This is a genomic window from Actinomadura sp. 1N219 (genome assembly GCF_044326405.1).
In the GTDB taxonomy this organism is placed as follows: domain Bacteria; phylum Actinomycetota; class Actinomycetes; order Streptosporangiales; family Streptosporangiaceae; genus Spirillospora.
Genome location: NZ_JBIRAY010000003.1, coordinates 33,432 through 57,885, shown reverse-complemented (window position 1 = coordinate 57,885; position 24,454 = coordinate 33,432). Strand labels below are relative to the sequence as shown.

Annotated in this window: 22 protein-coding genes and 1 tRNA gene; 12 read left to right on the top strand and 11 right to left on the bottom strand. The window is 73.1% G+C overall.

Features of this window, described 5'->3' with window-relative positions:
• Positions 1-20 precede the first annotated feature (20 nt).
• Positions 21-416 carry an ABC transporter permease gene (locus ACH35V_RS12395; RefSeq protein WP_395972123.1) on the bottom strand — a complete coding sequence of 132 codons (396 nt, stop codon included), beginning with the start codon at positions 414-416 and terminating at the stop codon, positions 21-23.
• A gap of 114 nt (positions 417-530) precedes the next feature.
• Here ACH35V_RS12395 and ACH35V_RS12390 point away from each other — a divergent pair, with 114 nt between their 5' ends.
• Genes ACH35V_RS12390 through ACH35V_RS12380 form a run of 3 tightly spaced genes read left to right on the top strand, consistent with a single transcriptional unit; the run spans position 531 to position 2,592 of the window.
• Positions 531-1,169: an AIM24 family protein gene (locus ACH35V_RS12390; protein WP_395972121.1), complete on the top strand. Its 639-nt coding sequence runs from the start codon at positions 531-533 to the stop codon at positions 1,167-1,169.
• Positions 1,169-1,822, top strand: a complete 654-nt coding sequence (locus ACH35V_RS12385) for an AIM24 family protein (RefSeq protein ID WP_395972120.1) — start codon at positions 1,169-1,171, stop codon at positions 1,820-1,822. The genes ACH35V_RS12390 and ACH35V_RS12385 overlap by 1 nt, the downstream gene beginning before the upstream one ends.
• 2 nt (positions 1,823-1,824) lie before the next feature.
• Entirely contained in the window at positions 1,825-2,592 is a 768-nt protein-coding gene (locus ACH35V_RS12380; RefSeq protein WP_395972118.1) for an AIM24 family protein, read from the top strand.
• Between the two features lie 69 nt (positions 2,593-2,661).
• On the opposite strand, the gene ACH35V_RS12375 is transcribed toward ACH35V_RS12380, so the two are convergent.
• Positions 2,662-3,465, bottom strand: coding sequence for a VOC family protein (locus ACH35V_RS12375; RefSeq protein WP_395972117.1), 804 nt, complete (start codon positions 3,463-3,465; stop codon positions 2,662-2,664).
• A 272-nt stretch (positions 3,466-3,737) separates the two neighbouring features.
• Here ACH35V_RS12375 and ACH35V_RS12370 point away from each other — a divergent pair, with 272 nt between their 5' ends.
• The 3 genes from ACH35V_RS12370 (at position 3,738) to ACH35V_RS12360 (ending at position 6,618) form a co-directional block, all read left to right on the top strand.
• A complete protein-coding gene (locus ACH35V_RS12370) occupies positions 3,738-5,336 on the top strand; it encodes an ABC-F family ATP-binding cassette domain-containing protein (RefSeq protein WP_395972116.1) in 1,599 nt (532 codons plus the stop codon).
• Between the two features lie 116 nt (positions 5,337-5,452).
• Positions 5,453-5,665, top strand: a complete 213-nt coding sequence (locus ACH35V_RS12365; RefSeq protein WP_021596738.1) for a helix-turn-helix domain-containing protein — start codon at positions 5,453-5,455, stop codon at positions 5,663-5,665.
• Positions 5,666-5,808: 143 nt separating this feature from the next.
• Positions 5,809-6,618: an enoyl-CoA hydratase/isomerase family protein gene (locus tag ACH35V_RS12360; protein ID WP_395972115.1), complete on the top strand. Its 810-nt coding sequence runs from the start codon at positions 5,809-5,811 to the stop codon at positions 6,616-6,618.
• Positions 6,619-6,727: 109 nt separating this feature from the next.
• Here ACH35V_RS12360 and ACH35V_RS12355 read toward each other — a convergent pair whose 3' ends face one another.
• Positions 6,728-8,665 (bottom strand): Xaa-Pro dipeptidyl-peptidase, encoded by a 1,938-nt coding sequence (locus ACH35V_RS12355; RefSeq protein ID WP_395972114.1) that lies wholly within the window; start codon positions 8,663-8,665, stop codon positions 6,728-6,730.
• Positions 8,666-8,924: 259 nt separating this feature from the next.
• On the opposite strand from ACH35V_RS12355, the gene ACH35V_RS12350 reads away from it, so the two are divergent.
• On the top strand, positions 8,925-10,913 hold the full coding sequence (locus ACH35V_RS12350) for an ABC transporter ATP-binding protein (RefSeq protein WP_395972113.1): 1,989 nt from the start codon (positions 8,925-8,927) through the stop codon (positions 10,911-10,913).
• A 46-nt stretch (positions 10,914-10,959) separates the two neighbouring features.
• On the opposite strand, the gene ACH35V_RS12345 is transcribed toward ACH35V_RS12350, so the two are convergent.
• Positions 10,960-11,934, bottom strand: a complete 975-nt coding sequence (locus tag ACH35V_RS12345; protein WP_395972112.1) for a sulfotransferase — start codon at positions 11,932-11,934, stop codon at positions 10,960-10,962.
• 83 nt (positions 11,935-12,017) lie between these two features.
• Here ACH35V_RS12345 and ACH35V_RS12340 point away from each other — a divergent pair, with 83 nt between their 5' ends.
• The 4 genes from ACH35V_RS12340 to ACH35V_RS12325 all read left to right on the top strand — a co-directional run bounded on the left by ACH35V_RS12340 (position 12,018) and on the right by ACH35V_RS12325 (position 16,056).
• On the top strand, positions 12,018-12,794 hold the full coding sequence (locus tag ACH35V_RS12340; RefSeq protein WP_395972111.1) for an SIR2 family NAD-dependent protein deacylase: 777 nt from the start codon (positions 12,018-12,020) through the stop codon (positions 12,792-12,794).
• 99 nt (positions 12,795-12,893) lie between these two features.
• Entirely contained in the window at positions 12,894-14,036 is a 1,143-nt protein-coding gene (locus ACH35V_RS12335) for an LD-carboxypeptidase (RefSeq protein ID WP_395972109.1), read from the top strand.
• The gene (locus tag ACH35V_RS12330; RefSeq protein WP_395972107.1) at positions 14,033-14,923 is read left to right on the top strand and encodes a hypothetical protein; all 891 of its coding nucleotides are present in this window, start codon (positions 14,033-14,035) and stop codon (positions 14,921-14,923) included. The genes ACH35V_RS12335 and ACH35V_RS12330 overlap by 4 nt, the downstream gene beginning before the upstream one ends.
• Complete coding sequence (locus tag ACH35V_RS12325; protein WP_395972106.1) at positions 14,920-16,056, top strand: glycerate kinase; 1,137 nt, start codon at positions 14,920-14,922, stop codon at positions 16,054-16,056. The genes ACH35V_RS12330 and ACH35V_RS12325 overlap by 4 nt, the downstream gene beginning before the upstream one ends.
• On the opposite strand, the gene ACH35V_RS12320 is transcribed toward ACH35V_RS12325, so the two are convergent.
• Positions 16,053-16,685, bottom strand: a complete 633-nt coding sequence (locus ACH35V_RS12320) for a YitT family protein (RefSeq protein ID WP_395972105.1) — start codon at positions 16,683-16,685, stop codon at positions 16,053-16,055. The genes ACH35V_RS12325 and ACH35V_RS12320 overlap by 4 nt on opposite strands.
• Positions 16,686-16,779: 94 nt before the next feature.
• Between ACH35V_RS12320 and ACH35V_RS12315 the strand changes: the two genes are divergently transcribed.
• Positions 16,780-18,273 carry a PLP-dependent aminotransferase family protein gene (locus tag ACH35V_RS12315; protein ID WP_395972104.1) on the top strand — a complete coding sequence of 498 codons (1,494 nt, stop codon included), beginning with the start codon at positions 16,780-16,782 and terminating at the stop codon, positions 18,271-18,273.
• A gap of 43 nt (positions 18,274-18,316) precedes the next feature.
• Here the strand turns inward: ACH35V_RS12315 and ACH35V_RS12310 are convergent, their stop codons facing one another.
• The 6 genes from ACH35V_RS12310 to ACH35V_RS12285 form a co-directional block, all read right to left on the bottom strand.
• Positions 18,317-18,751: a CBS domain-containing protein gene (locus ACH35V_RS12310; RefSeq protein WP_131965336.1), complete on the bottom strand. Its 435-nt coding sequence runs from the start codon at positions 18,749-18,751 to the stop codon at positions 18,317-18,319.
• A gap of 129 nt (positions 18,752-18,880) precedes the next feature.
• Positions 18,881-20,641 (bottom strand): SDR family oxidoreductase, encoded by a 1,761-nt coding sequence (locus tag ACH35V_RS12305; protein ID WP_395972103.1) that lies wholly within the window; start codon positions 20,639-20,641, stop codon positions 18,881-18,883.
• Positions 20,638-21,453 carry a M24 family metallopeptidase gene (locus tag ACH35V_RS12300; RefSeq protein ID WP_395972102.1) on the bottom strand — a complete coding sequence of 272 codons (816 nt, stop codon included), beginning with the start codon at positions 21,451-21,453 and terminating at the stop codon, positions 20,638-20,640. Before ACH35V_RS12300 ends, ACH35V_RS12305 begins: the two co-directional genes overlap by 4 nt.
• 97 nt (positions 21,454-21,550) lie before the next feature.
• Complete coding sequence (gene fdhD, locus ACH35V_RS12295; protein WP_395972101.1) at positions 21,551-22,363, bottom strand: formate dehydrogenase accessory sulfurtransferase FdhD; 813 nt, start codon at positions 22,361-22,363, stop codon at positions 21,551-21,553.
• Between the two features lie 39 nt (positions 22,364-22,402).
• Positions 22,403-22,498, bottom strand: a tRNA-Sec gene (locus ACH35V_RS12290).
• Positions 22,499-22,527: 29 nt separating this feature from the next.
• On the bottom strand, positions 22,528-24,369 hold the full coding sequence (locus ACH35V_RS12285; protein ID WP_395972100.1) for an AMP-dependent synthetase/ligase: 1,842 nt from the start codon (positions 24,367-24,369) through the stop codon (positions 22,528-22,530).
• Positions 24,370-24,454 lie beyond the last annotated feature (85 nt).

Sequence of the window (24,454 nt, the reverse complement as noted above, 5' to 3'; positions counted from 1 at the left end):
CGGTCACCGGTCGTGTGCGGTCAGAGACCGCGGCCGCCTGCGAACGCCGCCAGCAGGTACGTCACGCCGGCGACGGCGGCGAGCCACACGTAGGCGGTGATGTCGGCGCCGCGCAGGGCCTGGACGGTCAGCCCGCCGACCACCGCGACGGTCAGCACGTCCCCGGTCATCGCCGCGGCCCGCAGATGCGCGCGGGCGCGGGTGCCGGAGCCGAAGCCCTCGCTGATCGGCAGCGCCGGCTCGTTGCGCCGGTAGGCGAGGTACGCCGCGTACCCGGCGAGCGAGGCGAGCGCGATGAGGGCCGTCCCCGACCGCCCGTCGGCGGCCAGCACGGCCCCGACCACCACGCCCGCGCCCAGGACGAGCCCGGGCACGGCCCACCTGCTGAGGCTGCGGCGTTCGGGAGCGATCCACATGGTCCTCATCCTTCCCGATCAGCGCCCGGCGCGGGCCCTCAACGCGCCGGGCTGCTCAATTGTGCGGAGACGCCGCCCCCACACCCCCCGGGAACAGCTGTATCTTCTCGCTTCGTGGCGCAATTTCGAATGAACGGCTCCAAGATGCTCGCCGTCGACCTCGGCGGCGAGACCATCAGGGCGCTGAACGGATCCATGGTCGCCTACGAGGGCCAGATGTCGTTCAAACGCCAGGGCATGACGGGCGGCGAGGGCCTGCGGGGCGCGCTGAAACGCAGGATCGCCGGCGAGGGCATGACCCTCATGGAGATCAGCGGGCAGGGGACGGTGTACCTGGCGAGCGAGGCGACGGAGGTGACCCTCGTCCCGCTGACCGGCGACACCCTGTTCGTCGAGTCGGAGAGCCTCCTGGCCCTGGACGGGAACCTGCAGACCGGCGTCCACTTCGTCGGGCTGCGGGGCATGGGCACCGGGCAGGGGCTCGCCACCACCAAGGTGGAGGGGCACGGGACGGTCGCGATCCTGTCCGCGGGCCCCGCGATCGTGCTGGAGGTGACGCCGCAGACGCCGCTGTGCGTCGACCCGCACGCCTACGTCTGCCACCACGGGCAGCTCCAGCAGGACGTGGTCACCGACGTCAACTGGCGGACGGTGATCGGCCAGGGATCGGGGGAGAGCGTGCAGTTCCGGTACCAGGGGCACGGCCTGGTGTACGTCCAGCCGTCCGAACGCGGCGGAATCTTGGAGATCTGATGCCCGGATACCAGTCGATCAACTCCAAGATGCTCCAGGTGCCGATCGGGCCGGGTCAGGAGGTCTACAGCAAGCGCGGCGCGATGCTCGCCTACACCGGGCCGGTGTCGTTCGCGCCGACCTCGACGGCCGGGCAGGGCATCGGCGGCACCATCGGACGCGCCGTCGCCGGCGAGCGCAGCGCGATGATGCACGTCACCGGGCAGGGCAGCGTCCTGTTCGGGCACGGCGGGCTGTACGTCACCGTCATCGACCTGCAAGGCGCCGACACCCTCTACGTGGAGGCCGACCGGCTGCTGGTGCACGACGCGTCCCTCCAGGTCGGGACGATGTTCATGGGCGAGCAGGGCGGCGTGCGCGGCATCGTCCGCGGCGCGGTCACCGGGCAGGGCCTGTTCACCTCGACGCTCATGGGGCACGGCTCGTGCGCGGTGCTGTCGCACGGCGGCGTGATGGAGCTGCCGATCAGCCAGAACCGTCCCGTGCACGTCGACCCGCAGGCGTACGTCGCGCACCGCGGCCAGGTGCAGAACAAGCTCACCACGGCGGTCGGGCTGCGCGACCTGGTCGGACGCGGCTCCGGCGAGGCGTTCCAGCTCGAACTGAGCGGTCTCGGCGTCGTCTACGTCCAGGCCAGCGAGAGGAAGATCTGACCGTGAGCACCTACGGCGCGCAGACGCAGACCTGGAACCCGGTGACGCTGCCGTCCAACGACAACGTCAACCCGTACGCCTTCAGCGTCGACCTCAACGGGCAGTGGTTCGCGCAGAAGGGCAAGATGATCGCCTACTACGGGCAGATCAGGTTCGAGGCCCTGTCGGCGGGGCCGCTCGACTCGCTCGTCGCGCACACCTTCAACTCGCCGCTGTACGCGCAGGACTGGATCGTCGCGCAGGGGCAGGGGAAGCTCGTCCTCGCCGACCGCGGGTTCGACGTCAACTCCTTCGACCTGGAGGACGGGAACCTCACTGTCCGGGCCGGGAACCTCCTGGCGTTCGAGCCGGGCCTGGAGCTCAAGCAGTCGATCATCCCGGGGTTCCTGACGCTGATCGGCACGGGACGGTTCGTGGCCGCCTCCAACGGGCCCGTCCACTTCGTCGAGCCGCCGATCAGGGTCGACCCGCAGGCGCTGCTCGGCTGGGCCGACTGCCCGTCCCCCTGCCACCACTACGACCACTCGTACATGCGCGGGGCGTTCGGCGCGGCGCGGATGGTGTTCGGGATCGGCGGCCAGTCGGGCGAGGAGCACCAGTTCGACTTCACCGGGCAGGGGACGGTGATGATGCAGTCGTCCGAGGTCGTGATGAACGAGGACGTCCTGCTGCGCGACCTCGAAGGGCAGATCGGGCTGGTCGGCACGAACGGGCTGCAGCGGCTCCAGCGCACCATCACCCAGCGCCTCTCCGCCGAGCGCGGGAGCTGATCGGAGCGAGAACGACCGCGGGGCCCGGACGGCGTCCGGGCCCCGCGGTCTCTCACCCGCACGCGCGGGTCACGACTCCGGGCCCTGCGCGGGCTTCATCACGCGGAACGGCACGCCGAACGGGTCGCGGACGGTGGCGATGCGCCCGTACGGGGTGTCGGTCGGCTCCTCGTCGACCGTTCCGCCGCCCGCGCGGACCTGCCGGGCCGCCTCGTCGGCGTCGTCGACGGCGAAGTAGGTGAGCCACGACGCGACCGGCGCCGTGCCGCCGCCGATGACGAGGCCCTCCCCGCCGAGGACGCCGCCCATGAAGCGCCCGTCCGGGCGGGCGATGGTGGTGTAGTCCATGCCCTCGCCGTCCGGCATCGCCTCGACCCGGTAGCCGAACAGCGCCTTGTAGAACTCGCGGGCGGGCCCGGCGTCGCCGGGGACGAACAGGTCGTTCCAGGTGAACGAGCCCGTGTCGTTCACGATCCGCGAGCCCGGGTGGGCCTGGCCCTGCCACAGGCCGAACTGGGCGCCCGCCGGGTCCTTGACGATGGTCATGCGGCCCTGGTCCATCACGTCCATGGGCGGGAAGACGACCTCGCCGCCCGCGTCGGTGGCGCGCTTGACGGCGCCGTCGCAGTCGTCGGTGGCGAAGTAGACGTTCCACCAGAACTCCGAGGGCTGGTCGTCGGGGTTCTGCATCATCCCCGCGACCGGCTCCCCGCGCAGCATGCACATGTTGTAGTGCCCGCCCTCCGGCCCGGTGTCCTGGAACTGCCAGCCGAGCAGCGTCCCGTAGAACGTCTTGGCCCGGTCGAGGTCGGGGACGCCGATGTCGATCCAGTTCGGCGTGCCCTCGGGTGGGTTGCTCGTGACTTGGGTCATACGTCTCACACTCCTTCGTGCCGGGACCTCCGGGCCCCTGCGGTCTCCGTCGCACGCCCGTGCCCTCATCCTGGCCCCGCCCGCGCCGTTCACACATCGCCCGCGCCGGATCCGGCATGACCGGCACCGGACTCGGGTCACGTACACTGGTGCGATGGTTCCGCTCCCGAACTGACAGGCCGCTTCGAGCGCGCCCCGGTCCTGACGCCGACCGAGTGGCGCGCTTCTTCGTGCCTGTCCACCGAGCCGTCCGTCAGGGGAGCCCTGTCACTGTGATCATCGCGAAAGACATCGAGCTGCGCGCCGGGCCCCGGCTGCTGATCGAGGCCGCCACGTTCCGGGTGAACCCCGGCGACCGGGTCGGGTTCGTCGGGCGCAACGGCGCGGGCAAGACCACCCTCACCAAGGTGCTGGCCGGGGACGCGCTGCCCGCGCAGGGCGCGGTGACGTCGTCCGGCACCGTCGGCTACCTGCCGCAGGACCCCCGCGACGTCGACCTGGGCGAGCTGGCCCGCGACCGCATCCTGTCCGCCCGCGGCCTGGACGAGGTGATCCGCAAGCTGCGCGCCGCCGAGGACGCGATGGCGGCCGCGACGGGCGCCGACCGCGACAAGGCCGTCCGCCGGTACGGGCGCCTGGAGGAGCGGCTGCACGTGCTCGGCGGCTACGCGGCGGAGTCGGAGGCGGCGTCGATCGCGTCCAGCCTCGGCCTGCCCGACCGGGTGATGACCCAGCCGCTCGGGACGCTCTCCGGCGGCCAGCGGCGCCGCGTGGAGCTGGCGCGCATCCTGTTCTCCGGCGCCGACACCCTCCTGCTGGACGAGCCGACCAACCACCTGGACGCCGACTCGATCGTCTGGCTCCGCGACTTCCTGAAGTCGCACCAGGGCGGCCTCGTCGTGATCAGCCACGACGTGGAGCTGCTGGACGCGGTCGTCAACCGGGTGTTCCACCTCGACGCCAACCGCTGCGTGATCGACATCTACAACGTCGGCTGGAAGAAGTACCTCGACCAGCGCGAGACCGACGAGCGGCGCCGCAAGCGCGAGTCGGCCAACGCGCAGCGGCAGGCGTCCGCGCTGCTGTCGCAGGCCGACAAGATGCGCGCCAAGGCCACCAAGGCCAAGGCGGCCCAGCAGATGGACCGGCGCGCCAGGCAGCTCCTGGCGGGCGTGGAGGGCGAGCGGCAGGCCGACAAGGTCGCCAAGATCCGCTTCCCGGATCCGGCTCCGTGCGGCAAGACTCCGCTCACCGCGGAGGGTTTGTCGAAATCGTACGGATCTTTGGAGATATTCACCGACGTGGACCTGGCCGTCGACCGGGGCAGCCGCGTCGTCGTCCTCGGCCTGAACGGAGCGGGCAAGACGACCCTCCTGCGCCTGCTGGCAGGCGTCGACGAGGCCGACACCGGGACGGTCGTCGCCGGCCACGGCCTGCGGGTCGGCTACTACGCCCAGGAGCACGAGACGCTGGACGTCGAGCGGTCCGTGCTGGAGAACATGCAGTCCGCGGCGCCGGGGATGGCGCCCGTCGAGGTCCGCAAGATCCTCGGCTCGTTCCTGTTCTCCGGCGACGACGTCGACAAGCCCGCGGGCGTCCTGTCCGGCGGCGAGAAGACCCGGCTGGCGCTGGCGATGCTGGTGGTGTCCAGCGCGAACGTCCTGCTGCTGGACGAGCCCACCAACAACCTCGACCCGGCCAGCCGCGCGGAGATCCTCGGGGCCCTGCGGACGTTCGCCGGAGCCATCGTCCTGGTCACCCACGACGAGGGTGCGGTGCAGGCGCTCGCGCCGGAAAGAGTGATTTTGCTGCCGGATGGGGTGGAAGACATCTGGAGTGACGACTTTGCCGATCTGGTGGCGCTCGCGTGACCTGCGGGGTGAGTTCCACAGATCTTTTCTGGCCGAGTGGGTAGCCGAACAGCCGGGAATGACTGATCATGGCGGGGGATAACGCAGCGGTCACCACATCACTACGGGAGGTACTCGTGGCCGAGACCCTTAAGAAGGGCACCCGCGTGACCGGTGCCGAGCGCGACAAGCTGGCGGCGGACCTGAAGAAGAGGTACGACTCCGGCGAGAGCATCCGCGCCCTGGCAGCCGCCACCGGCCGCTCCTACGGTTTCATCCACCGGATTCTGACCGAGTCCGGCGTCAACCTGCGCGGTCGCGGTGGCGCGACCCGGGGCAAGAAGTCCTGACCGGACACCGCCCCCGGATGAGCGCACGGCCCGAACCGTCGCCGCGGCCGACCGAGTAAGGTTCGGTCGCGGCGGCGGACGGGTTTCCGGGCCCGCCCCGTGGACGGCGGGGCGGGCCCGCACGCTCATCGAGAGGAAGACGCATGGGGGACGCGAGCACGACCGGCGGAGTGGAACGGTCCGAAACCGGCGCGGCGGCGCCCGGCCTCGACGAGGCGGGCCTTCTCCTGGACGTGGACGGGGCCGTCGCCACCGTCACACTCAACAGGCCCGAGCGGCGGAACGCCATGACCTTCGCGACGTGGCGCGGGCTCGCCGCGATCGGACGCTCCCTCCCCGGCGCCGTGCGCGTCGTCGTCGTGCGGGGCGCGGGCCCCTCCTTCTCCGCGGGCATCGACCTCGGCATGTTCTCCGGAGAGGGCGGGGGCCTCCCGGACGGCTCCGACGCCGAGGCCGCCGACCGCTTCATCGCCGAACTGCAGGAGGGCTACACCTGGCTGCGGCGTCCCGACCTCGTCACGGTCGCGGCCGTCCACGGGCACGCCATCGGGGCCGGGTTCCAGCTCGCGCTGTCCTGCGACATCCGCGTGATCGCCGATGACGCGGCCTTCTGCATGAAGGAGCCCGCGCTCGGGCTCGTCCCCGACCTCACCGGCACCAAGCCGCTCGTGGAGATCGTCGGCATCGGCCGGGCCCTGGAGCTGTGCCTGACCGCCCGGACCGTGCCCGCCGGCGAGGCCGCCCGGATCGGGCTCGCCGAGACCCTCGTCCCGCGCGACGGGCTGGACGGCGCCGTCCGCGACCTGGTGGACGCGCTGCTCGCCGTCGACGCGGGCGCCGCCGCCGCGACGAAGCGGCTGCTGTGGCAGGCCGCCGGGAACACCCTCGGACAGCAGAGCGCCGCCGAGCGCCGCGAGCAGATCGGCCGCCTCCGCGACCTCAACGCCAGATGATCCGGGACCTCTCCGCCGGGTGACCGGAGAGACCCTTAGCGAATGAACCGGCGGGCCAAGGGAAGTGCCCTTGGCCCGCCGGTCCTTTCAAGCCGTGCCGCGTCCCTCGTTACTGGAGCGACTCGCGTCCGCCGCGTGCGAGCGGAAGCAGGATCTTGCTGACGCCGGGCCGCACGTCCACCTCGGTGCCGGCCGGGTAGCGCAGCGTGTAGTCGTAGTCGGTGGACAGCAGGATCACGCCGAGCCGGTGGCCGGGCTTGACGACGTAGTCGGTGGGTTCGAGGTCCCACCGGAACGTGTACGTCTTGCCGGGCTTGATCGGCTCGCTGCGGCTGAAGCTGTGCCGGTTCCGCACGTCCAGCCAGCCGCGCGTGATGACCTTGTACGGGGCGGTCTCCGTCTTCAGCGTCTGCCGGATCGTGCAGCCGGGGTCGCCTTCCACGCTTTCCCCGAAGCAGACCTGCTCAGCGGTGTTGACCCGCGCGCCCGTCGGACGGGTGTCGGTGCCGTAGTCGACCAGCAGCGCCGTCAGGTACGGCGACCGCCCGTCGAGCGCGGCCTGGACCGAGAGCGACGGGATGCCGTTCACCCGGACGGGCTTCGGCAGCGGCCCCGTCAGGTAGGCGAGCCGGTTCGGGTCCGCCTGGTTCTCGTTGACGAGGAGTTGCTCGGCCGTGCGGGTCTTGCCCGCGTCCAGGAACGACTGCGTCCTGCCGGGGCGCGGCCACAGGCCGAGGGTTCCCGGCTGCCCGTCCGGCCCCGCGGGGTTCAGGCTGAGCGGGACGGTGCGTGTGCCGGGCACGGGCCAGTCGCGGGCCGTCTCCCATGTGCCGTCCGGGTGCTCGACGTCCACCCGCGGCTCGCGCTCGATGCCGTTCTGGATGCCGTACAGGTAGCGGTCGAACCAGTGGTGCGTCTGCCGCAGCCACTCCTCGACGCGCCAGCGGAACGGCGTCGCGTGGTTGGCCTGGTGCAGCCACAGCTTGCGCGGCACGCCCGCCTGCTTCAGGGCGTTCCACCACTGCACGGAGTTCTTGACCTTGACGTTCCAGTCGTTGAGCCCGTGCACGACCATGACGGCGGCGCGCACCTTCTTGGCCTGGCCGACGTAGTCGCGCTGCGCCCACACCTTGCCGTAGTCGCCGGTCTCGCGGTCCTGCGTCGCCGCGATGTCCTCGATGACCTTGGCGCAGACCTCGGGGTTCTTGCGGGTCAGCACCACCTTGGCCAGGATGTCCAGGTCTTCGCCCTGGAAGGTGAAGGGCGCGACGACGCCGCCGCCCGCGCGGTAGTAGTCGTACCAGTTGGAGATGCCCGCGATCGGGACGATGGCCTTCAGGCCCTCGACGCCGGTGGCGGCGGCCATGTTCGGCAGCGTCCCGTTGTAGGACTGGCCGATCATGCCGACGTTGCCGGTGGACCAGGACGCCTTGGCGGGGGAGCCGTCCGGCGCCCAGCCGCGGGCGCGGCCGTTCAGCCAGTCCACCGCGGCCTTCGCGCCCGCCTGCTCGTCGCGGTCGCCGGACGTCGGGCACCCGGTCGAGCCGCCGGTCCCGATGCTGTCCAGGTTCGCGATGGCGTAGCCGCGGGGCAGGAAGTAGTTGTCGTAGTAGCCCGGGAAGATCTCGGCGAGGCCGCGGAACGGGGCGGCGAGGCCCTTCTTGCGCGCGTCGTCGATGTCGACCGGGTGCATCGGCACGTCGTGGGTGCCGGCCCAGTACGGGCTGGCCTCCAGGATCGTCGGGACCTTGAGCCCGGCCGTGTCGGTCTCCTTCGGCCGCATGATCCGCATCCGGACGCGGTCGCGGACGCCGTCGCGGTCGCTGTCGGCCGTGGTCTCGATGTCCACGGTCTGGGTGACGGCGTCGGCGCGGGAGTAGATCGGCTTCGTCTCGCCGTTCTGCACCGAGGTCGTGGCCGCTGGCGCGGGAACGGGCGACGCGGACTTCGTGGGTCCGGCCGCCCCCGCTGGGAGCGCGGTGAGGGCGAGCAGCGCGGCCATGAGGGTGCTCACGCCGGCGCCGCCGCGCGGGAGGCGTTGGTTCACTGGGGCTCCTGGGGGGTGCGAGCCGAAATTGTAAAGATCATTAACCCGCAGAGCGGCGGTGAAGTCCATACGCCGTTCTGCCCGCATCCGGCCGCCCCCAAGGCGTCACCGGCCCGGCGCCGCCCGCAGTGCCGGGCGGTTACGCCGTGAGCGGACGCGGGAAGGCCGCCGTCGAGGCGCGCGTTGTGCCACCGGACGCTGCGATGCTTACTTGATTACACGGGCTTGATCGCGTACGGGCGGATCTCGGAGGTGCTCGATGGGAATGCCGGGCAACGGCTGGCAGGTGATGGCCTCGTTCCGCAAGGACGGCTCCGTCACCCAGCAGAAGCTCAAGCCCGGCACCGTCGGGCGGATCGTGGGCTACGCGCGGCCGTACGTCCGCGAGCTGGTGCTGTTCCTCACCCTGAACTCGTTCGCCGCGCTGATCGTCGTCGCCAACCCGCTGCTGCTGAAGGCGATCATCGACCGCGGCATCCTGCCGGGACGGCAGGACCTGGTGATCTGGCTCGCGGTCGCCGTCGCCGGGCTCGCGCTGGTGGAGGCCGTGCTCGGCCTCGCGCAGCGCTGGTACTCGGCGCGCATCGGCGAAGGGCTCATCTACGACCTGCGCAGCCAGGTCTTCGCGCACGTCCAGCGGCAGCCCGTCGCGTTCTTCATGCGCGCCCAGACGGGATCGCTCGTCAGCCGGCTGAACAACGACGTCATCGGCGCGCAGCGCGCGATCACCACCACCCTGTCGTCGGTGGTGTCGAACGTGCTCAGCCTGGCCATGGTGCTGGTCACCATGATGATCCTGTCGTGGCAGGTCACGCTGATCGCGCTGCTGCTGCTCCCGATCTTCGTCCTGCCGGCCAAGTGGGTCGGCAAGCGCCTGCAGCGCGTCAGCCGCGAGCAGATGGTGCTGGACGCCGAGATGGGCTCGCTGATGACCGAGCGGTTCAACGTCGCGGGCGCGATGCTGGCCAAGCTGTACGGGCGTCCCTCCGAGGAGGAGGAGAACTTCCGCGGGCGCGCCGCGCGCGTCCGCGACGTTGGCGTCGTCGCGGCCATGTACGGGCGGGTGTTCTTCACCGCGCTGACGCTCGTCGCGGCCCTCGCCACCGCGATGGTCTACGGCGTCGGCGGCTCCCTGGTCGTGAACGGCAGCTTCGAGATCGGCACGCTCGTCGCGCTCGCCACCCTGCTGACCCGCATGTACGGGCCGCTCACCGCGCTGTCGAACGTCCACGTGGACGTGATGACCGCGCTCGTCAGCTTCGACCGCGTGTTCGAGGTCCTGGACCTCAAGCCGCTGATCCGCGACCGCGCCGGCGCCCGCCCGCTCGACAAGGCCCGCTCGTCCGACAAGGCCCGCCCGCTCGACGGGGGCCGCCGCGCGTCCGACGAGAAGGCCCCGTCGCTGACGAAGGCCCCGAAGGCGCCGTCGATCGAGTTCGACCACGTCCGGTTCGCCTACCCGTCGGCGGAGGAGGTGTCGCTGGCGTCGCTGGAGTCGATCGCGCGCACCGACACCGCCCCCGGCCGCGAGGTCCTGCACGACGTCGACTTCACCGCCGCGCCCGGACGGCTCGTCGCGCTCGTCGGGCCGTCCGGCGCCGGCAAGTCGACTATCACGCACCTGGTGTCGCGGCTGTACGACGTGTCCGAGGGCGCGGTCCGGATCGGGGGCGTGGACGTCCGCGACGTCACCCTCGAATCGCTGCGCGCCGAGATCGGCGTGGTCAGCCAGGACGCGCACCTGTTCCACGACACGATCCGCGAGAACATGCGCTACGCCCGCCCGGACGCGTCCGACGCGGAGATCCTCGCCGCGCTGGACGCCGCGCAGATCGGCGGGCTGGTCGCCGACATGTCCGAGGGCCTGGACACCGTCGTCGGCGACCGCGGCTACCGGCTGTCGGGCGGGGAGAAGCAGCGGCTCGCCATCGCGCGGCTGCTGCTCAAGGCGCCGTCGGTGGTCGTCCTGGACGAGGCGACCGCGCACCTGGACTCCGAGTCCGAGGCGGCCGTCCAGCGGGCCCTGCGCACGGCCCTCGCCGGGCGGACGTCCCTGGTGATCGCGCACCGGCTGTCGACGATCCGGGAGGCCGACCAGATCCTGGTGATCGACGGCGGCCGGGTCGCCGAGCGCGGGCGGCACGAGGAACTGCTGCTCCAGGGCGGCCTGTACGCCGAGCTGTACCGCACGCAGTTCTCGCACCAGCGCGACGAGGAGCGCCAGACCGAGCCGCTCGGAGCCGAGTGACCGGAACTGAGTGACCGGAGCCGAGTGACCGGCGCGGAACGACCGCTCAGAGGTCCGAGCCGAGGGGGTAGCCGAGGCGCCGCAGCTCCGTCCCGGCGACCTTCTCGACCTGGGCGAGCTGCCGCGCGGTCAGCCGCTCCCGCCACGACCCGACCCCGGCGCCCGCCTCGGCGCCGAGCTCCCCGGCGCGGACGAGGCCGGTCAGCGCCGTCCTGGAGATCGGCGCGTCCAGGTACTCCGACAGCGCCGCGCCGACGCGGCGCGCCCTGGACACCAGATCCTCGTAACGGACGGTGAACAGCTGCTCCTCCGGGACCTGCCGCCGCAGCCGCGCGCTGAGCCGCACCGACCCCCGCCAGCGCAGCGCGCACTTGACGGCGGGCGCGGCGGACGGCCAGCGGCTCCGCTCGGTGTGGTCCTCGACGCCGAAGAACGGGTTCGGGAACACCGTGTCGAGGTTGGCGAGGCCCGGCTTGAACCAGGCCAGGCAGCGCTCGTCGTCCAGCATGTCGGCGACCGCGTCGCGGCCGTCGCGGATGACCTGGACGAGCTGCGCGTCGGGGAAGGCGTCCAGGAGCACGTCGGCGCTGTAGATCAGGTCGGGCGACGCGTCGGCGAACCGGACGATCCCGGACGGCTCCACGCACGGCTCCGCCGGCTCCCCGCCGGGTCGGACGCCGCGGCCCGCGCGCTCCCGCCCCCGCGGCGGGAGTCCGGCCAGCTCACGGCACTCGTCCGGGCACTGCGCGCAGGCCCTGGCCGAGATCAGCCACGCCTCGGCGCAGGCGTCCCGCAGCACCCGCGCCGCGCCCTTCTCCCGGTCCGCCGCGATCGACGGCCGCCGCGCGAACGCGTAGGTGACGCGCAGCACGCCGTGACGGCCGGTGGTCAGATGGAAGCCGGGGGACCGTTTCACCGCGCGCGCCAGCAGCTCCGCACCCGAGTGCGGAGCGCCCAGGATGAACACCGGGCGGCGGACCTTGGTGCCGTTGACCACCAGGATGTGCGGCGTCGACCTCATACAGGGCCAAGTTTGTCACCTTTTGAAGACCGCTCCGTCCGTGACGCTCCGTGAGCTCGGCGGATATCCGTTCGGGGCCTAACATGTTGCGGGTGGACGCTCCCCAGACGCTCGCCGAGCTGCTGCCCCACGCCGCGGCGATCACGGTGCTGACCGGCGCCGGAATCTCCACCGACAGCGGCATCCCCGACTTCCGCGGCCCCGAGGGCGTCTGGACGAAGGACCCGTCGGCGGAGGCGATGTCCACGATCGACTCCTACGTCGCCGTCCGGGAGGTGCGCCGCCGCGCCTGGCGCTCCCGCCTCGACAGCCCGATCTGGGACGCTCAGCCCAACGCCGCCCACGCCGCGCTCGTCGAGCTGGAGCGGGCCGGACGGCTCCGCGCCTTGATCACCCAGAACATCGACGGGCTGCACCAGCGCGCCGGGTCGTCCGCCGACAAGGTCATCGAGATCCACGGCACGGCCCGCGAGGCCGTCTGCCTGTCCTGCGGCCTGCGCACCCCGATGCCCGAGATCCTCGCCCGCGTCGACGCGGGCGAGGACGACCCGCCCTGCGCCGGCTGCGGCGGCGTGCAGAAGTCCGCGACGATCTCCTTCGGGCAGGCGCTCGACCAGGACGTCCTCGACGCCGCGATCACCGCGGCCAGGTTCTGCGACCTGTTCCTGGCCGTCGGCACGTCGCTGACCGTCCAGCCCGCCGCCGGGCTGTGCCTGGAGGCCGTCGACCACGGCGCCCGGCTGGTGATCATCAACGCGGCGGAGACGCCGTACGATGGGCTGGCCGACGCGGTGCTGCGGCGGCCGATCGGCGAGACGCTCCCGCGCCTCGCCCGAATCGCACTCGGTACGGGGAGATGACCGGGAGATGATCTGTTGGGGGGTCGTGACCGGTCGCCTCTTCCGCTGGCGTCCGGATCCTGACAAGCTCTATCCGTCGTGGTGCGAGGAGGGATCGGGTTGAACAGCGGGGGCGCCCGCGCGGAGGCGGCCGAGGAGCCGTCCGACGCGCCCGGCGCCGGCCTGCCGGGAGGCCCGGCGCGGTCCCGGAGGGCCCGCAGGCACGGGCGATTGCGGCCCGGCGACCGGGTCGCCGTGATCGCGCCCAGCGGTCCCGCCGAGCCCGCCCGCCTCGAGGCGGGCTGCGCCGCCCTCCGCGATCTCGGTCTTGACCCGGTGGTCGCCAAGCATGCCCTAGACCGTGTCAATCTGGGTCATTCTGGACCGCTCCGAGACGAATGGCACCAGCTCGCCGGGGGCGACGCCGAACGGGCCGCCGACCTCCAGGCCGCCTGGTGCGACCCCGGCGTCCGGGCGGTCGTCTGCGCGCGGGGCGGCTACGGCGCCACCCGCCTCCTGGACCTGCTCGACTGGGACGCCCTCGCCGCCGCGACGGAGGCGGCCGCCGCGTCCGGCCGCGGGCCGAAGATCCTGCACGGCTCCAGCGACGTGACCGCCCTGCACGCCGCCTTCGGGACGCGCCTCGGCGTCACCACGTCCTTCGGCCCCATGCCCGCCGGACTGATCGCGGACCTCGCCCCGGCCGTATCGGAGGGCATGCCCGACGAATCGCTCGACGGCCTCCGCGCCGCCCTGTTCGGCGGTCCCGTCGCCCTGCCCGGCACGCACGCGCTGCGGCCGGGACGGGCGGAGGGCCCCCTCACCGGCGGCACCCTGTCGCTCCTCACCACCCTGCTCGGCACCCCGTACGCGCCGCCGCCCGCCGCCGGCGGCGTCGTCTTCCTGGAGGACGTCACCGAGGCGCCCTACCGGGTCGACCGGATGCTCGTCCAGCTCCTCCAGGCGGGCTGGTTCGACGGCGCCGCCGGGATCGCGCTCGGCTCCTGGCGCGACTGCGGCGACCCCGCCGAGCTCGACTCGGTGTTCGCCGCGCGGCTCGGGCCGCTCGGCGTCCCCGTCCTCGCGGGCGTCCCGGCGGGCCACGGCCCGCGCCAGCGCACGCTGGAGCTCGGCGCTCCAGCCGTGCTCGACACCACCGCGGTGCTCGACGCCGCCGCTCCCGTTCTCGATTCAGGCCCGGACCCCGCCGTGCCGTACCTCGGCGCGCTCACCCTCGAAGCACCCCCAGGAGGTGCGCGATGAGCGGCCGCCATGCACGTCCCCATCCGTGGGACGACGGCACCCTCGACTCGCTGGTCGTGCTCGTCGCCGAAAGCCTCGGCTACTCCTGCCACAAGGCTCCCGGCGAGATCGTCATGCTGGAGGGCCCGCAGCGCCTGCCCGTCAACATGCGGGACGTGCGGCAGCTCGCCCGGCTCGTGCCCCGCACGGACTGGCCGGCCGTCGTGTCCGACTACGTCACCACCATCGTCACCTCGATGGAGGAGCCCCTCGACCTCAGCGACTTCGACCTCGCCCAGCATCTGCTGCGCACCCGGATCTACCCGGACGAGGCCGACAACGGCGGGCTGGCCGCCCGCCCGTTCGCGCCCGGCCTGATCGAGGTCGTGGTGGTCGACACGCCGACGTCCGTCCGGACGCTCAGCAAGGAGGAGATGAACGGCTGGCCGGTCTCCGGCGACGCGCTGTTCATGCTCGGCCGCGCCAACGTCCGCGGCGACGGGCCCCTCCAGGTCGACGAGCAGGACCTCGGCGGCGTCCGCGTCTCCGTCCTGCACGGCTGGACGTTCTACGTCGCGACCCACCTGGCGTGGCTGGAGGAGTACCTGCCGATCGGCCCGCACGGCGCGCTGGTCATCGCCCCCAACCGCAGCCTCATCGTCACCCACCCGCTCCGCCTCGCCGAAGGCGACGCCAGGGCCCGCTACAACACGGCCGTGGCCGCCGCCACGGAACTGCAGGCGCAGGCCCACCGCGCCTACGAGGAGGGGCCGGGTTCGCTCAGCCCGCACCTGTACTGGTGGCGCGCCGGTGAGATGACCTACCTCGAGACCCGCTACGAGGGCGACACGCTGGTGCTGCCCCGGGAGTTCTCCACCGTCCTGGCCACGCTCGCCGCCGAACGGTGAGCCGCCTGCGAGTCGTGGTCGCGCCCGACTCGTTCAAGGGCGGCCTGCCCGCCGCCGCCGTGTGCGCGGCCGTCGAGGCGGGCGTCCGCCGCGCCGTGCCGGGCGCCGAGGTGGCCGCGGTCCCGATGGCCGACGGCGGCGAGGGGACGCTCGACTGCTTCCTCAGCGCACGCGCGGGCGACGCCGTCGAGGTCGCCGCGACCGACCCGCTCGGCCGCCCGGTCCAAGCGCGCTACGCCCTGAGCGGTGACGGGCGCTCCGCCGTGGTGGAGCTGGCGGCGGCGTCCGGGCTGCCGCTGGTCGAGGACGTCCCGCCCGACCCGCTGAACGCCGCCACCACCGGCACCGGGGAGCTGATCGCGGACGCCGTGCGGCGCGGGGCCCGCGACGTGCTCGTCTGCATCGGCGGCAGCGCCAGCACCGACGGCGGGACCGGCCTGCTGCGCGCCCTCGGCGTTCGCTTCCTGGACGGCGGCGGCCGCGACCTGCCGCCGGGCGGGGCGGCGCTCGCCCGCCTCGCGCGCATCGACGACTCCGGCGTACCGGACGCCGTGCGCGCCGCCCGTTTCCGCGTGGCCTGCGACGTCGCCAACCCGCTCGCCGGGCCGGACGGCGCCGCCGCCGTGTTCGGCCCGCAGAAGGGCGCGTCCCCGGCCGAGGTCCGGGAGCTGGACGCCGCGCTCACCAGCTTCGCCGACGTCCTCGCAGCGCATTACGGCGTCCGCGTCCACGACCTGCCGGGCGCGGGCGCGGCCGGAGGCACCTGCGGCGGGCTCGTCGCCGTGCTCGGCGCCGAACCGTCCGGCGGCGCCATCCTGGTGGCGGAGGCCGTCGGGCTCCCCGCCGCCCTCGCCGGCGCCGACCTGGTGATCACCGGCGAGGGGCGGGTGGACGGGCAGAGCGCGTCCGGCAAGGTCGTCTCCGCCGTCGCCGCCCTCGCGAAGGAGCACGGCGTCCCCTGCGTCGCCCTCGCGGGCGGCGTCGCGGGGCCGCTGGACGGCCTGCACGCCCTCGGCCTCACCGCCGCGTTCAGCCTCGCCGACGGCCCCCGCACCCTGGACGAGCTGAAATCCGAAGCCGCGCCCCTGCTCACCGCGCTCGCCGAGCAGGCCGTCCGCCTCTTCGCGCGCTAGCCGGCGCGGACGGGTTCCGGGTCCGGCTCGGGGACCGGCTCCGGGACGGGCTGCTTGATCGTCAGGGCGGGCAGGAGCACGTGCGTCAGCGGGCCGATCGCCACCGCGTAGAGGAGCGTTCCAATCCCGACCGTGCCGCCGAGCAGCCAGCCCGCGGCGAGCACCGTCAGCTCGATCCCCGTCCGCACCACGCGGATGGACCGGCCGCGCGCGGCGAGCCCGGTCATCAGGCCGTCGCGGGGGCCGGGGCCGAGGCCCGCGCCGATGTAGCAGCCGGTCGCGAACCCGCCGACCAGCACGGCCGTGACCAGGAACGCCCAGCGCGCGGTGAGCGCGTCAGGCGTCGGCAGCAGCCAGAGGAACAGGTCCGCGAAGACGCCGACGAGGACGACGTTGCTGATCGTCCCGATGCCGGGCCGCTGCCGCAGCGGGATCCACGCGATCATGACCACCGCGCCGATGATGATGATCCAGACGCCGATCGACAGGCCGAAGCGCCGGGACAGGCCCTGGTGGAAGACGTCCCACGGGTCGTTCCCGAGGCCCGACGACACCTGCAGGGCGATTCCCAGGCCGTACAGGGCCAATCCGACGTACAGCTGCACCAACCGGCGCACCATCAAGGCCATTGCCGCGCTCCAAACCCATCAGTGGCATCGTCCTCGCCCACCTTGCCGCAGAGTGGACTGGTGATTACAGGGCCAATGTGGGAAAGTGGCTTGTGTGAGCACACGGTATGTGAGCGGCCCGAACCTGGCCCGGCTGCTGGGCGACGTCGCAGGGGAGCGGCCCGTCTACGCGGCACTGGCCCGGTCGGTGCGCGGCCTCGTCCTGGACGGGCGGCTCGCCCTGCGCACCCGTCTCCCGGCCGAACGGGACCTCGCCGCCGCGCTCGGCGTCAGCCGGACCACCGTCACCGCCGCCTACGACCGCCTCCGCGACGAGGGCTACGTCGAGAGCCGGCAGGGCGCGGGAAGCTGGACGGCGCTGCCCCCGGTCCGGATGTCGTCCGCCGAGCCGCACGTCGCGGCGGTGCATGACGGCCGGCATGACGGCCGCCACGGCGGGCGGTTCGGCAAGGCCCATCCCGTGCCCGACGACCCGTCCTTCATCGACCTCGGCTGCGCCACCCCCGGCGCCCCGGCGATCTTCGGCGAGGCCGTCGCCGCCGCCGTCGACGAGCTGCCCCGCTACAGCTCAGGCCCCGGATACGAGCCCGCGGGCCTGGCGAGCCTGCGGCAGGTCATCGCGGACGGCTACGCGGCGCGCGGCGTCCCGACCCGGCCCGACCAGATCGTCGTCACCACCGGGGCGCAGCACGCGTTCACCCTCCTGGCGCAGGTGCTGGTCGAGCCCGGCGACCCCGTGATGGTGGAGCGCCCGACCTACCCGCACGCGCTCGGCGCGCTCCGCGCCCGCGGGACCCGGCTCGTCCCGGTCGGCGTCAACGAGGGCTGGGACGTCGAGCTGATCGCGGGCGCCATGCGGCAGGCCGCCGTCCGGATGGCCTACACGATCCCCGACTTCCAGAACCCGACCGGGCACCTCATGCCCGCCGCCGAGCGGGCCGCGCTCGTCGACGCCGGGCGCCGCGCCGACGCGTTCCTCGTCGCCGACGAGACGTTCGCCGACCTCGCCCTCGACCCGGACGCGCCGCGCGAGCCGCCGCTGGCCGCCTACGACCAGGGCGGACGGGTCGTCACCATCGGGTCGGCGTCCAAGCTGCTGTGGGGCGGGCTGCGCATCGGCTGGATCCGCACCACCGCCCCGCTGGCCCGCCGCCTGATCATCGCCCGCGAGCCGTTCGACATGGCGAGCCCGGTGCTGGACCAGCTGATCGTCCGGGAGCTGCTGCTGCGGGTGGAGGAGGTCAGGGCCGAGCGCGCGGAGAGCCTGCTGCGCGGCAGGGACGCGCTCGCCGCCGCGCTGCGCGAGCTGCTGCCCGGCTGGGACTTCGGGCTGCCCGCGGGCGGCATGTCGCTGTGGGCGCGGATCGGCGCGCCGGTCGCCACGCGACTCGCGGAGGCGGCCGAGCGGCTCGGCGTCCGGGTCGTCGGCGGGCCGGTGTTCGGCGTGGACGGCGTCCTGGAGGACTACGTCCGGCTGCCGTACGTCCTGCCGCCGGACACGCTGCGCCCGGCCGTCGAACGGCTCGCGCTGGCCTTCCGCGAGGCCGAGGCCGCCCCTGCCGCCCGCCAGCTCCCCGCGTACGTGTGAGCGGGCCGCCGGACGGCCGGTCCGGCGGCCCGCTCAGACGGGACTACTGGACGTTCTGGATGTAGCCGACCAGGTGCTCGCGTTCGCTCTCCAGCTCGTCGATGGCGCTCTTGACGACGTCGCCGATGCTGACGATCCCGGTGAGGCGCCCGTCCTCGACGACGGGCACGTGCCGGATCCGGTGCTCGGTCATGGTGCGGCGCAGGTCCTCGACCTTGTCGGCGGGGCCGCAGCTGCGGACCTCCGAGGTCATGATGTCGGAGACGGGACGGTCGAGCAGCACCGCGCCGCGCTCGTGCATCCGCCGTACCACGTCTCGTTCGGACACGATCCCGGCGATGGACGCGCCGTCCGGCGAGACCACCACCGCCCCGATGTTGTGCTCCGCCAGGACGGCGAGCAGCTGCCGCACGGTGGCCTCGGGACGAACCGTGGCCACCGTGTCTCCCTTCCTCCGCAGGATGTCGCGAATCCGCATGCCTCACGCTCCGGTGCCGTTCCGGGTCCGTGCGGGGACGGCCCCGCCGGGGCGGGGCCGGGCCGCTGGGCCTGTCCTGCAAAGGTCGCATGTTCCGGCCCGTGGGGAAACCCCGAGCCGGTAAACCGTTCACCGGCCGACGTCGAGCCGCGCCAGGAGCCGCATGAGGCCCGGCGCCGCCCGGGACGCCGCGTAGCCGAGGCGCGCCTCGGGCGTGACCGGGACGACGGCCCTGTCCCGCCGGACGGCCGCGACGATCTGCTCCGCCACGCCGTCCGGGCCGAAGTCGCGGCGCGCGTAGGCCCGCGCGGCGCGCTTCCGGCTGCGCGCCTCCTCGTCCCGGTCCTGGCCGACGAAGCGGGACGTCCGGGTGATGTTGGTGTTGACGATGCCCGGGCAGACGGCGCTGACCCCGATGCCCTTGCCCTTCAGCTCGGCGCGCAGGCACTCCGACAGCATCAGCACGGCCGCCTTGCTCGTCGCGTAGGCGGGCAGGGCGCGGGACGGCGTGAACGCCGCGGCCGACGACGTGTTCACGATGTGGCCGCCGTGCCCGCGTTCCACCATCTGCGCGGCGAAGAGCCGCGATCCGTGGATGACGCCCCAGAGGTTGACGTCCAGGACCCTCCGCCAGTCGTCGGCGGTGTGGTCGAAGAACGATCCGGCCATGCCGATCCCGGCGTTGTTGACGACGACGTCCGGTACCCCGTGGTCGTGCAGGACGGACTTGGCGAAGTCCTCCATCGCGGCGGGGTCGGACACGTCCACCTTGAACGCGTGCCCCTCCGGGCCCAGCAGACCGGCGAGTTCCGCGGTGCGCTGGGCGGAGGCCGGGTCGAGGTCGGCGGCGACGATCTCGGCGCCTCGCTCGGCGAACGCCAGCGCGGTGGCCCGCCCGATCCCGCTGCCCGCGCCGGTCACGACCACGAGCGAGCCGTCGAACGGGCGCCTGCCCGGCCCGACCTCGGCGCGCCGCAGGCCGCGCGCCTCGGCGGCGGTGAGCGGGCCGCCCTCGACGCCCGTGATGTGCTCGGCGATCCAGCGGGCGACGGCGTCCGGGTGGCTGCGCGGCACCCAGTGCCCGGCGGCGATCGGCCGCAGCGACAGGTTCGGGACGCGCCCGGCCAGCCCGCCGACCAGGTGCGGGGAGACGAACAGGTCCTTGGTGGGGACGATGACCTGCGTCGGCACGTCCGTGCGCCGGTCGCGCGGACGGGACAGCCGCCGCACCATGTTCGCCCGGTAGAGCCCGACGCCGGACGCGCCGTCGCGCCCCATCGTCCGGGCCGGGTGGCCCTCGCGCGCCGGTACGCCCTCGCCCACCTCCAGCGCCCGCGCGAACGGCCGGGACATCCCCGCCCGCCACAGCAGCTCCGGCAGCAGCGGCGTCTGGAAGAAGTAGATGTACCAGGACCTGACGGCCTGCCCCGCGGCCCGTTTCAGGTTGGACGGCGTCGGACGGGCCAGGATCCGCCGCGTCCAGTGCGCGACGTGGTCCAGGCACGGCCCGGAGATCGAGGTGAACGACGCGAAGCGCTCCTGCATCGTGCAGACCGCCTCCCACGCCTGGATCGAGCCCCAGTCGTGCCCCACCAGGTGCACCTCGCGCCCGGGCGCCGTGGCGTCCAGCACTGCCCGCATGTCGGCCATGAGGTACTCGAACGCGTAGTGCTTGCGTCCGAACGGCCTGGACGACGCCCCCGCCCCCCGCACGTCGTAGCGGACGACATGGAACCGCTCGGCGAGCCGTCCGGTCACCTCGTCCCAGACGGCGTGCGTGTCGGGATAACCGTGGACGAGCAGGACGGTCGGCCGGGCCCGGTCGCCCTGCTCGTAAACGGCCAGGTCGACGCCGTCGCCGCGGACGCGCCGCCCGGTCACGCCCATCATCGGGCGTCCCGCCGCGCCCACCGATGGACGTGGGGCAAGTCGTCGTCGAGCCAGTACGCGTCGTCCTCGGTGACCACGAGGATCTCCTCGAACTTCACGCCCACGCCGCGGAACCCGATGTGCGGCTCCACGGCCCACAGGCCGGGCGTCGGCGGGTGCTGCGACTGCGCGGCCCCGTTCCAGAGCGGCGAGCGGCCTTCCAGGCGCTCCTTGACGAGCTCGCGGCCGATGGTCTGGAGGAACCGCACGCCGAACGGGAACCCGACGCGCTTGGGGAGGAACCCTCCGATGATCCCGACCTGGTGGCCGATGACCCGTCCGGGGTACTTGCGGTGCCGGTTCTGGTATCCCTGCCGGTCGATGAGGGCGTCCACCTCTGCGTAGATGTCGGCGAACGCGCGGCGCTCGCGGACGAGGTCGAGGATGAGCGCCCGGTAGGCGGCGAGGTCGGCGTCCAGCCGCTCCCAGATCCGGTTCTCGCCGAGGACGCCGCCGTACCCGATGTCGGCGGAGTAGCCGTCCCGCACCGGGGCCATGTCGAGGATGTAGGGCATCCCCTCCTCCAGCCGGGCCCCGCTGGGGAGGAACTGCGTCGGGACCTTGAAGCCGCGGAACGCCGTCCGGTCGCCGAACCACGCGAACGGCGTGTGCAGCCAGTCGTCCACGCCGCGCTCGCGCAGCCACCGCCGCATCCGCCGGCACGCCTCCCGCTCCGTCACGCCCGGTTCGAGCGTGGCGGCGACCTCGTCGGCGCACCGGTAGCACAGGCGCTGGACGTCACGGAATCGCTCAAGCTCCGCCGCATCGTGCACGCGAGCGAGCGCCACTTTATTGGACACAGAGTTAATAAATCGCCGAACGCCCGTCCGGTCAAGAGGCGGGGAGGTGAGGCTCGCCACCGCGCCGCCCTCACAGGACGATGCGCTCGGCCCCCGCGTAGACGTTCATGGTCTCGCCGCGCAGGAACCCGACGAGCGTCATGCCCGCGTCCTCGGCCAGCTCCACCGCCAGCGACGACGGCGCCGACACCGCCGCCAGCACCGGGACGCCCGCCGTCATCGCCTTCTGCGTCAGCTCGAACGACGCGCGCCCGCTCACCATCAGGACCGTCCCGGCGAGCGGCAGCCGCCCCTGGCGCAGCGCCCAGCCGATTACCTTGTCGACCGCGTTGTGCCGCCCGACATCTTCTCTCAGCGCGAGCAGGCCGGCGTCCGCGCCGAACAGCCCGGCCGCGTGCAGGCCGCCCGTCCGGTCGAACACCCGCTGCGCCTCCCGCAGCCGCCCCGGCAGCTCCGCCAGCAGGCCCGGCGTGAGCCGCAGCGGATCGTCCGCCACCTCGTAGGGCCGGTCGGCGCGCAGCGCCTCGATGCTCGACTTCCCGCACACCCCGCACGCGCTCGTCGTCGTGAACGCCCTGGTCATCGAGTCGTCCGGCGGCGTCACCCCGGGGGCGAGCACCACGTCCAGCGTGTTCTGCTCCTCGGTGTCGGCGCAGTACCGCATCGTCGCCAGGTCGCCCGCGCCTGCGATCACGCCCTCGGCCGCGAGGAACCCCGCGACGAGGTCGAAGTCGTGCCCCGGCGTCCGCATCGTGATCGTCAGCGGCTTGCCCGCGACGCGGATCTCCAGCGGCTCCTCCACCGCGAGCGTGTCGGGCCTGCGCCCCCGCGCCCCGGACGTGCTCAGCCGCAGCACGGGTCTGCGCACCGTGATCCGCCCCATAACGGTCACCGTACCCGGAAACCGCAGGTGCGGCGGCAGTGGCGGAGGCGTGCGGGAATCGAACCCGCCGTCCCGAGGTCCTCGGGACCGTCGGCTTTGAAGGCCGGGGAGGCCACCAGGCGCTCGCACGCCTCCGCCGGTGATCTTAACCGGTGCGGATGATCTCAACCGCTGTAGAGGGCGTCGATGGCGGCGGCGTACTTGGCGTGGACGACGCGGCGCTTCAGCTTGAGGGTCGGGGTGAGCTCCTCGCTCTCGGCGGTCCACTCGGCGGGCAGCAGCCGCCACTTCTTGACCTGCTGGACGCGGGCGAGGCGGGCGTTGGCGTCCGCGACGGCCTTGGCGATCTCGTCCAGGACGGCGGGGTGGTCGGCCAGCGCGGCGAGGTCGGCGGAGTCGACGCCGTGGGCGGCGGCCCAGACGGGCGCGACCTCGCCGTCGAGGGTGATGAGGGCGACGACGTGGGGGCGGCGGTCGCCGTAGGCGAGGGCCTGGCCGATGAGCGGGTGCTCCTTGAGGCGGTTCTCGATGAGCGACGGCGCGACGTTCTCGCCGCCCGCGGTGATGATCAGTTCCTTCTTGCGGTCGACGACGGTGAGGAAGCCGTCGTCGTCGAGGCGGCCGACGTCGCCGGTGCGGATCCAGCCGGCGGGGTCGATGAGGTCGGCGGTCGCGTCCGGGCGGTCCAGGTAGCCGGGCGTGCACGTCGCGCCGCGGACGAGGATCTCGCCGTCGTCGGCGAGCCGCAGCTCGACCCCGTCGAGGGGGCGGCCGACCGTGCCGAGCTTGAAGCGGTCGGAGAGGTTGGCGGTGATCGCGCCGGTGGTCTCGGTCATCCCGTAGGCGTCGAAGATCTTCATGCCGAGGCCGGCGAAGAAGCGGGCGACCTCGACGGGCAGCGGGGCGGCGGCGCTGGACGCGGCGGCGACGCGGTCCAGCCCGAGGAGGGCGCGCATGGGCGTCAGGACCGCCGCGTCCGCCGCCTCGAACGCGGCGGTGATCTCGGGCGTGGGGGTGTTGCCGTACTCCTGGCTCGCGACGTAGGCGCGACCGGCGTCGAGTGCGTTGCTGACGGCCTGCTTCTTGGCCTTGTCCTGCTCGGCGGCGAGCACGGCCTGGATCCCGGCCATGATCTTCTCCCAGACGCGCGGGACGCCGAAGAACGAGTGCGGCCGCACCTCGCCGAGCATGCCGGCGAGCTGGGTCGGGTCCGGGCAGAAATGGATGTGCGCGGCGAGCCGGACGGGCAGGTAGTAGCTGAGGACGCGGTCCGCGATGTGCGCGAACGGCAGGTAGGAGATCCCGGACGGATGCTCGGTGCGGACCGAGCTGCGCTGCAGCATCTCCGCCTCGTGCAGCGCCATCGAATGCGTGATCAGGACGCCCTTCGGGTCGCCGGTCGTCCCGGACGTGTACAGCAGCGTGACGGTGTCGTCCGGCTTCACGGCCCGCCAGCGGCGGTCGATCTCGGCGGGGTCGGCGGCGAGCGCCGTGCGGCCCAGTTCGGTGAAGGCGTCCCAGGTGAGGTAGCGGTCGCCGGGCGGGCAGGCGGCGGCGTCCACGACGATGACCGTCCGGAGGGCGGGGAGGCGGTCGAGGACGGGCAGCCAGCGGTCGAGCTGGTCCTTGCCGTCCAGGACGGCGTACCTCGCGGAGCAGTGGCCTGCGACGAACGCGATCTGGTCGGGCGCGAGCGTCGCGTACACGGTGGTGGGGATCCCGCCCGCGTGGACGGCGCCGAGGTCGGCCAGGACGTGCTCGGAGCGGTTCGGCATCATCAGCGCGACGACGTCGCCGGGCTCCAGGCCGAGGGCGGCGAACCCGGCGGCCGTCTCCAGCGCCCGGGTTCGCGTATCCGCCCAGGTGAGGGTGGTCCATTCGGCGCCGATCCGGTCTGAGTAGGCGGGCTTGGCGCCGTGCCGCTCGGCGGTCTCGGCGATGGCGGTGCAGATCGTCCGCCCGGCGACGGCTCGGTCAAGGTCGGCCTGCTTTTCCTGGATCCCCATCTCGCCCCTTGATGTAAGTGATGACTTGCAGGAGGGAATCGCATCACGCGGGGCCGTGTCCGGACAAGGGGTTTCGCGCATTTCC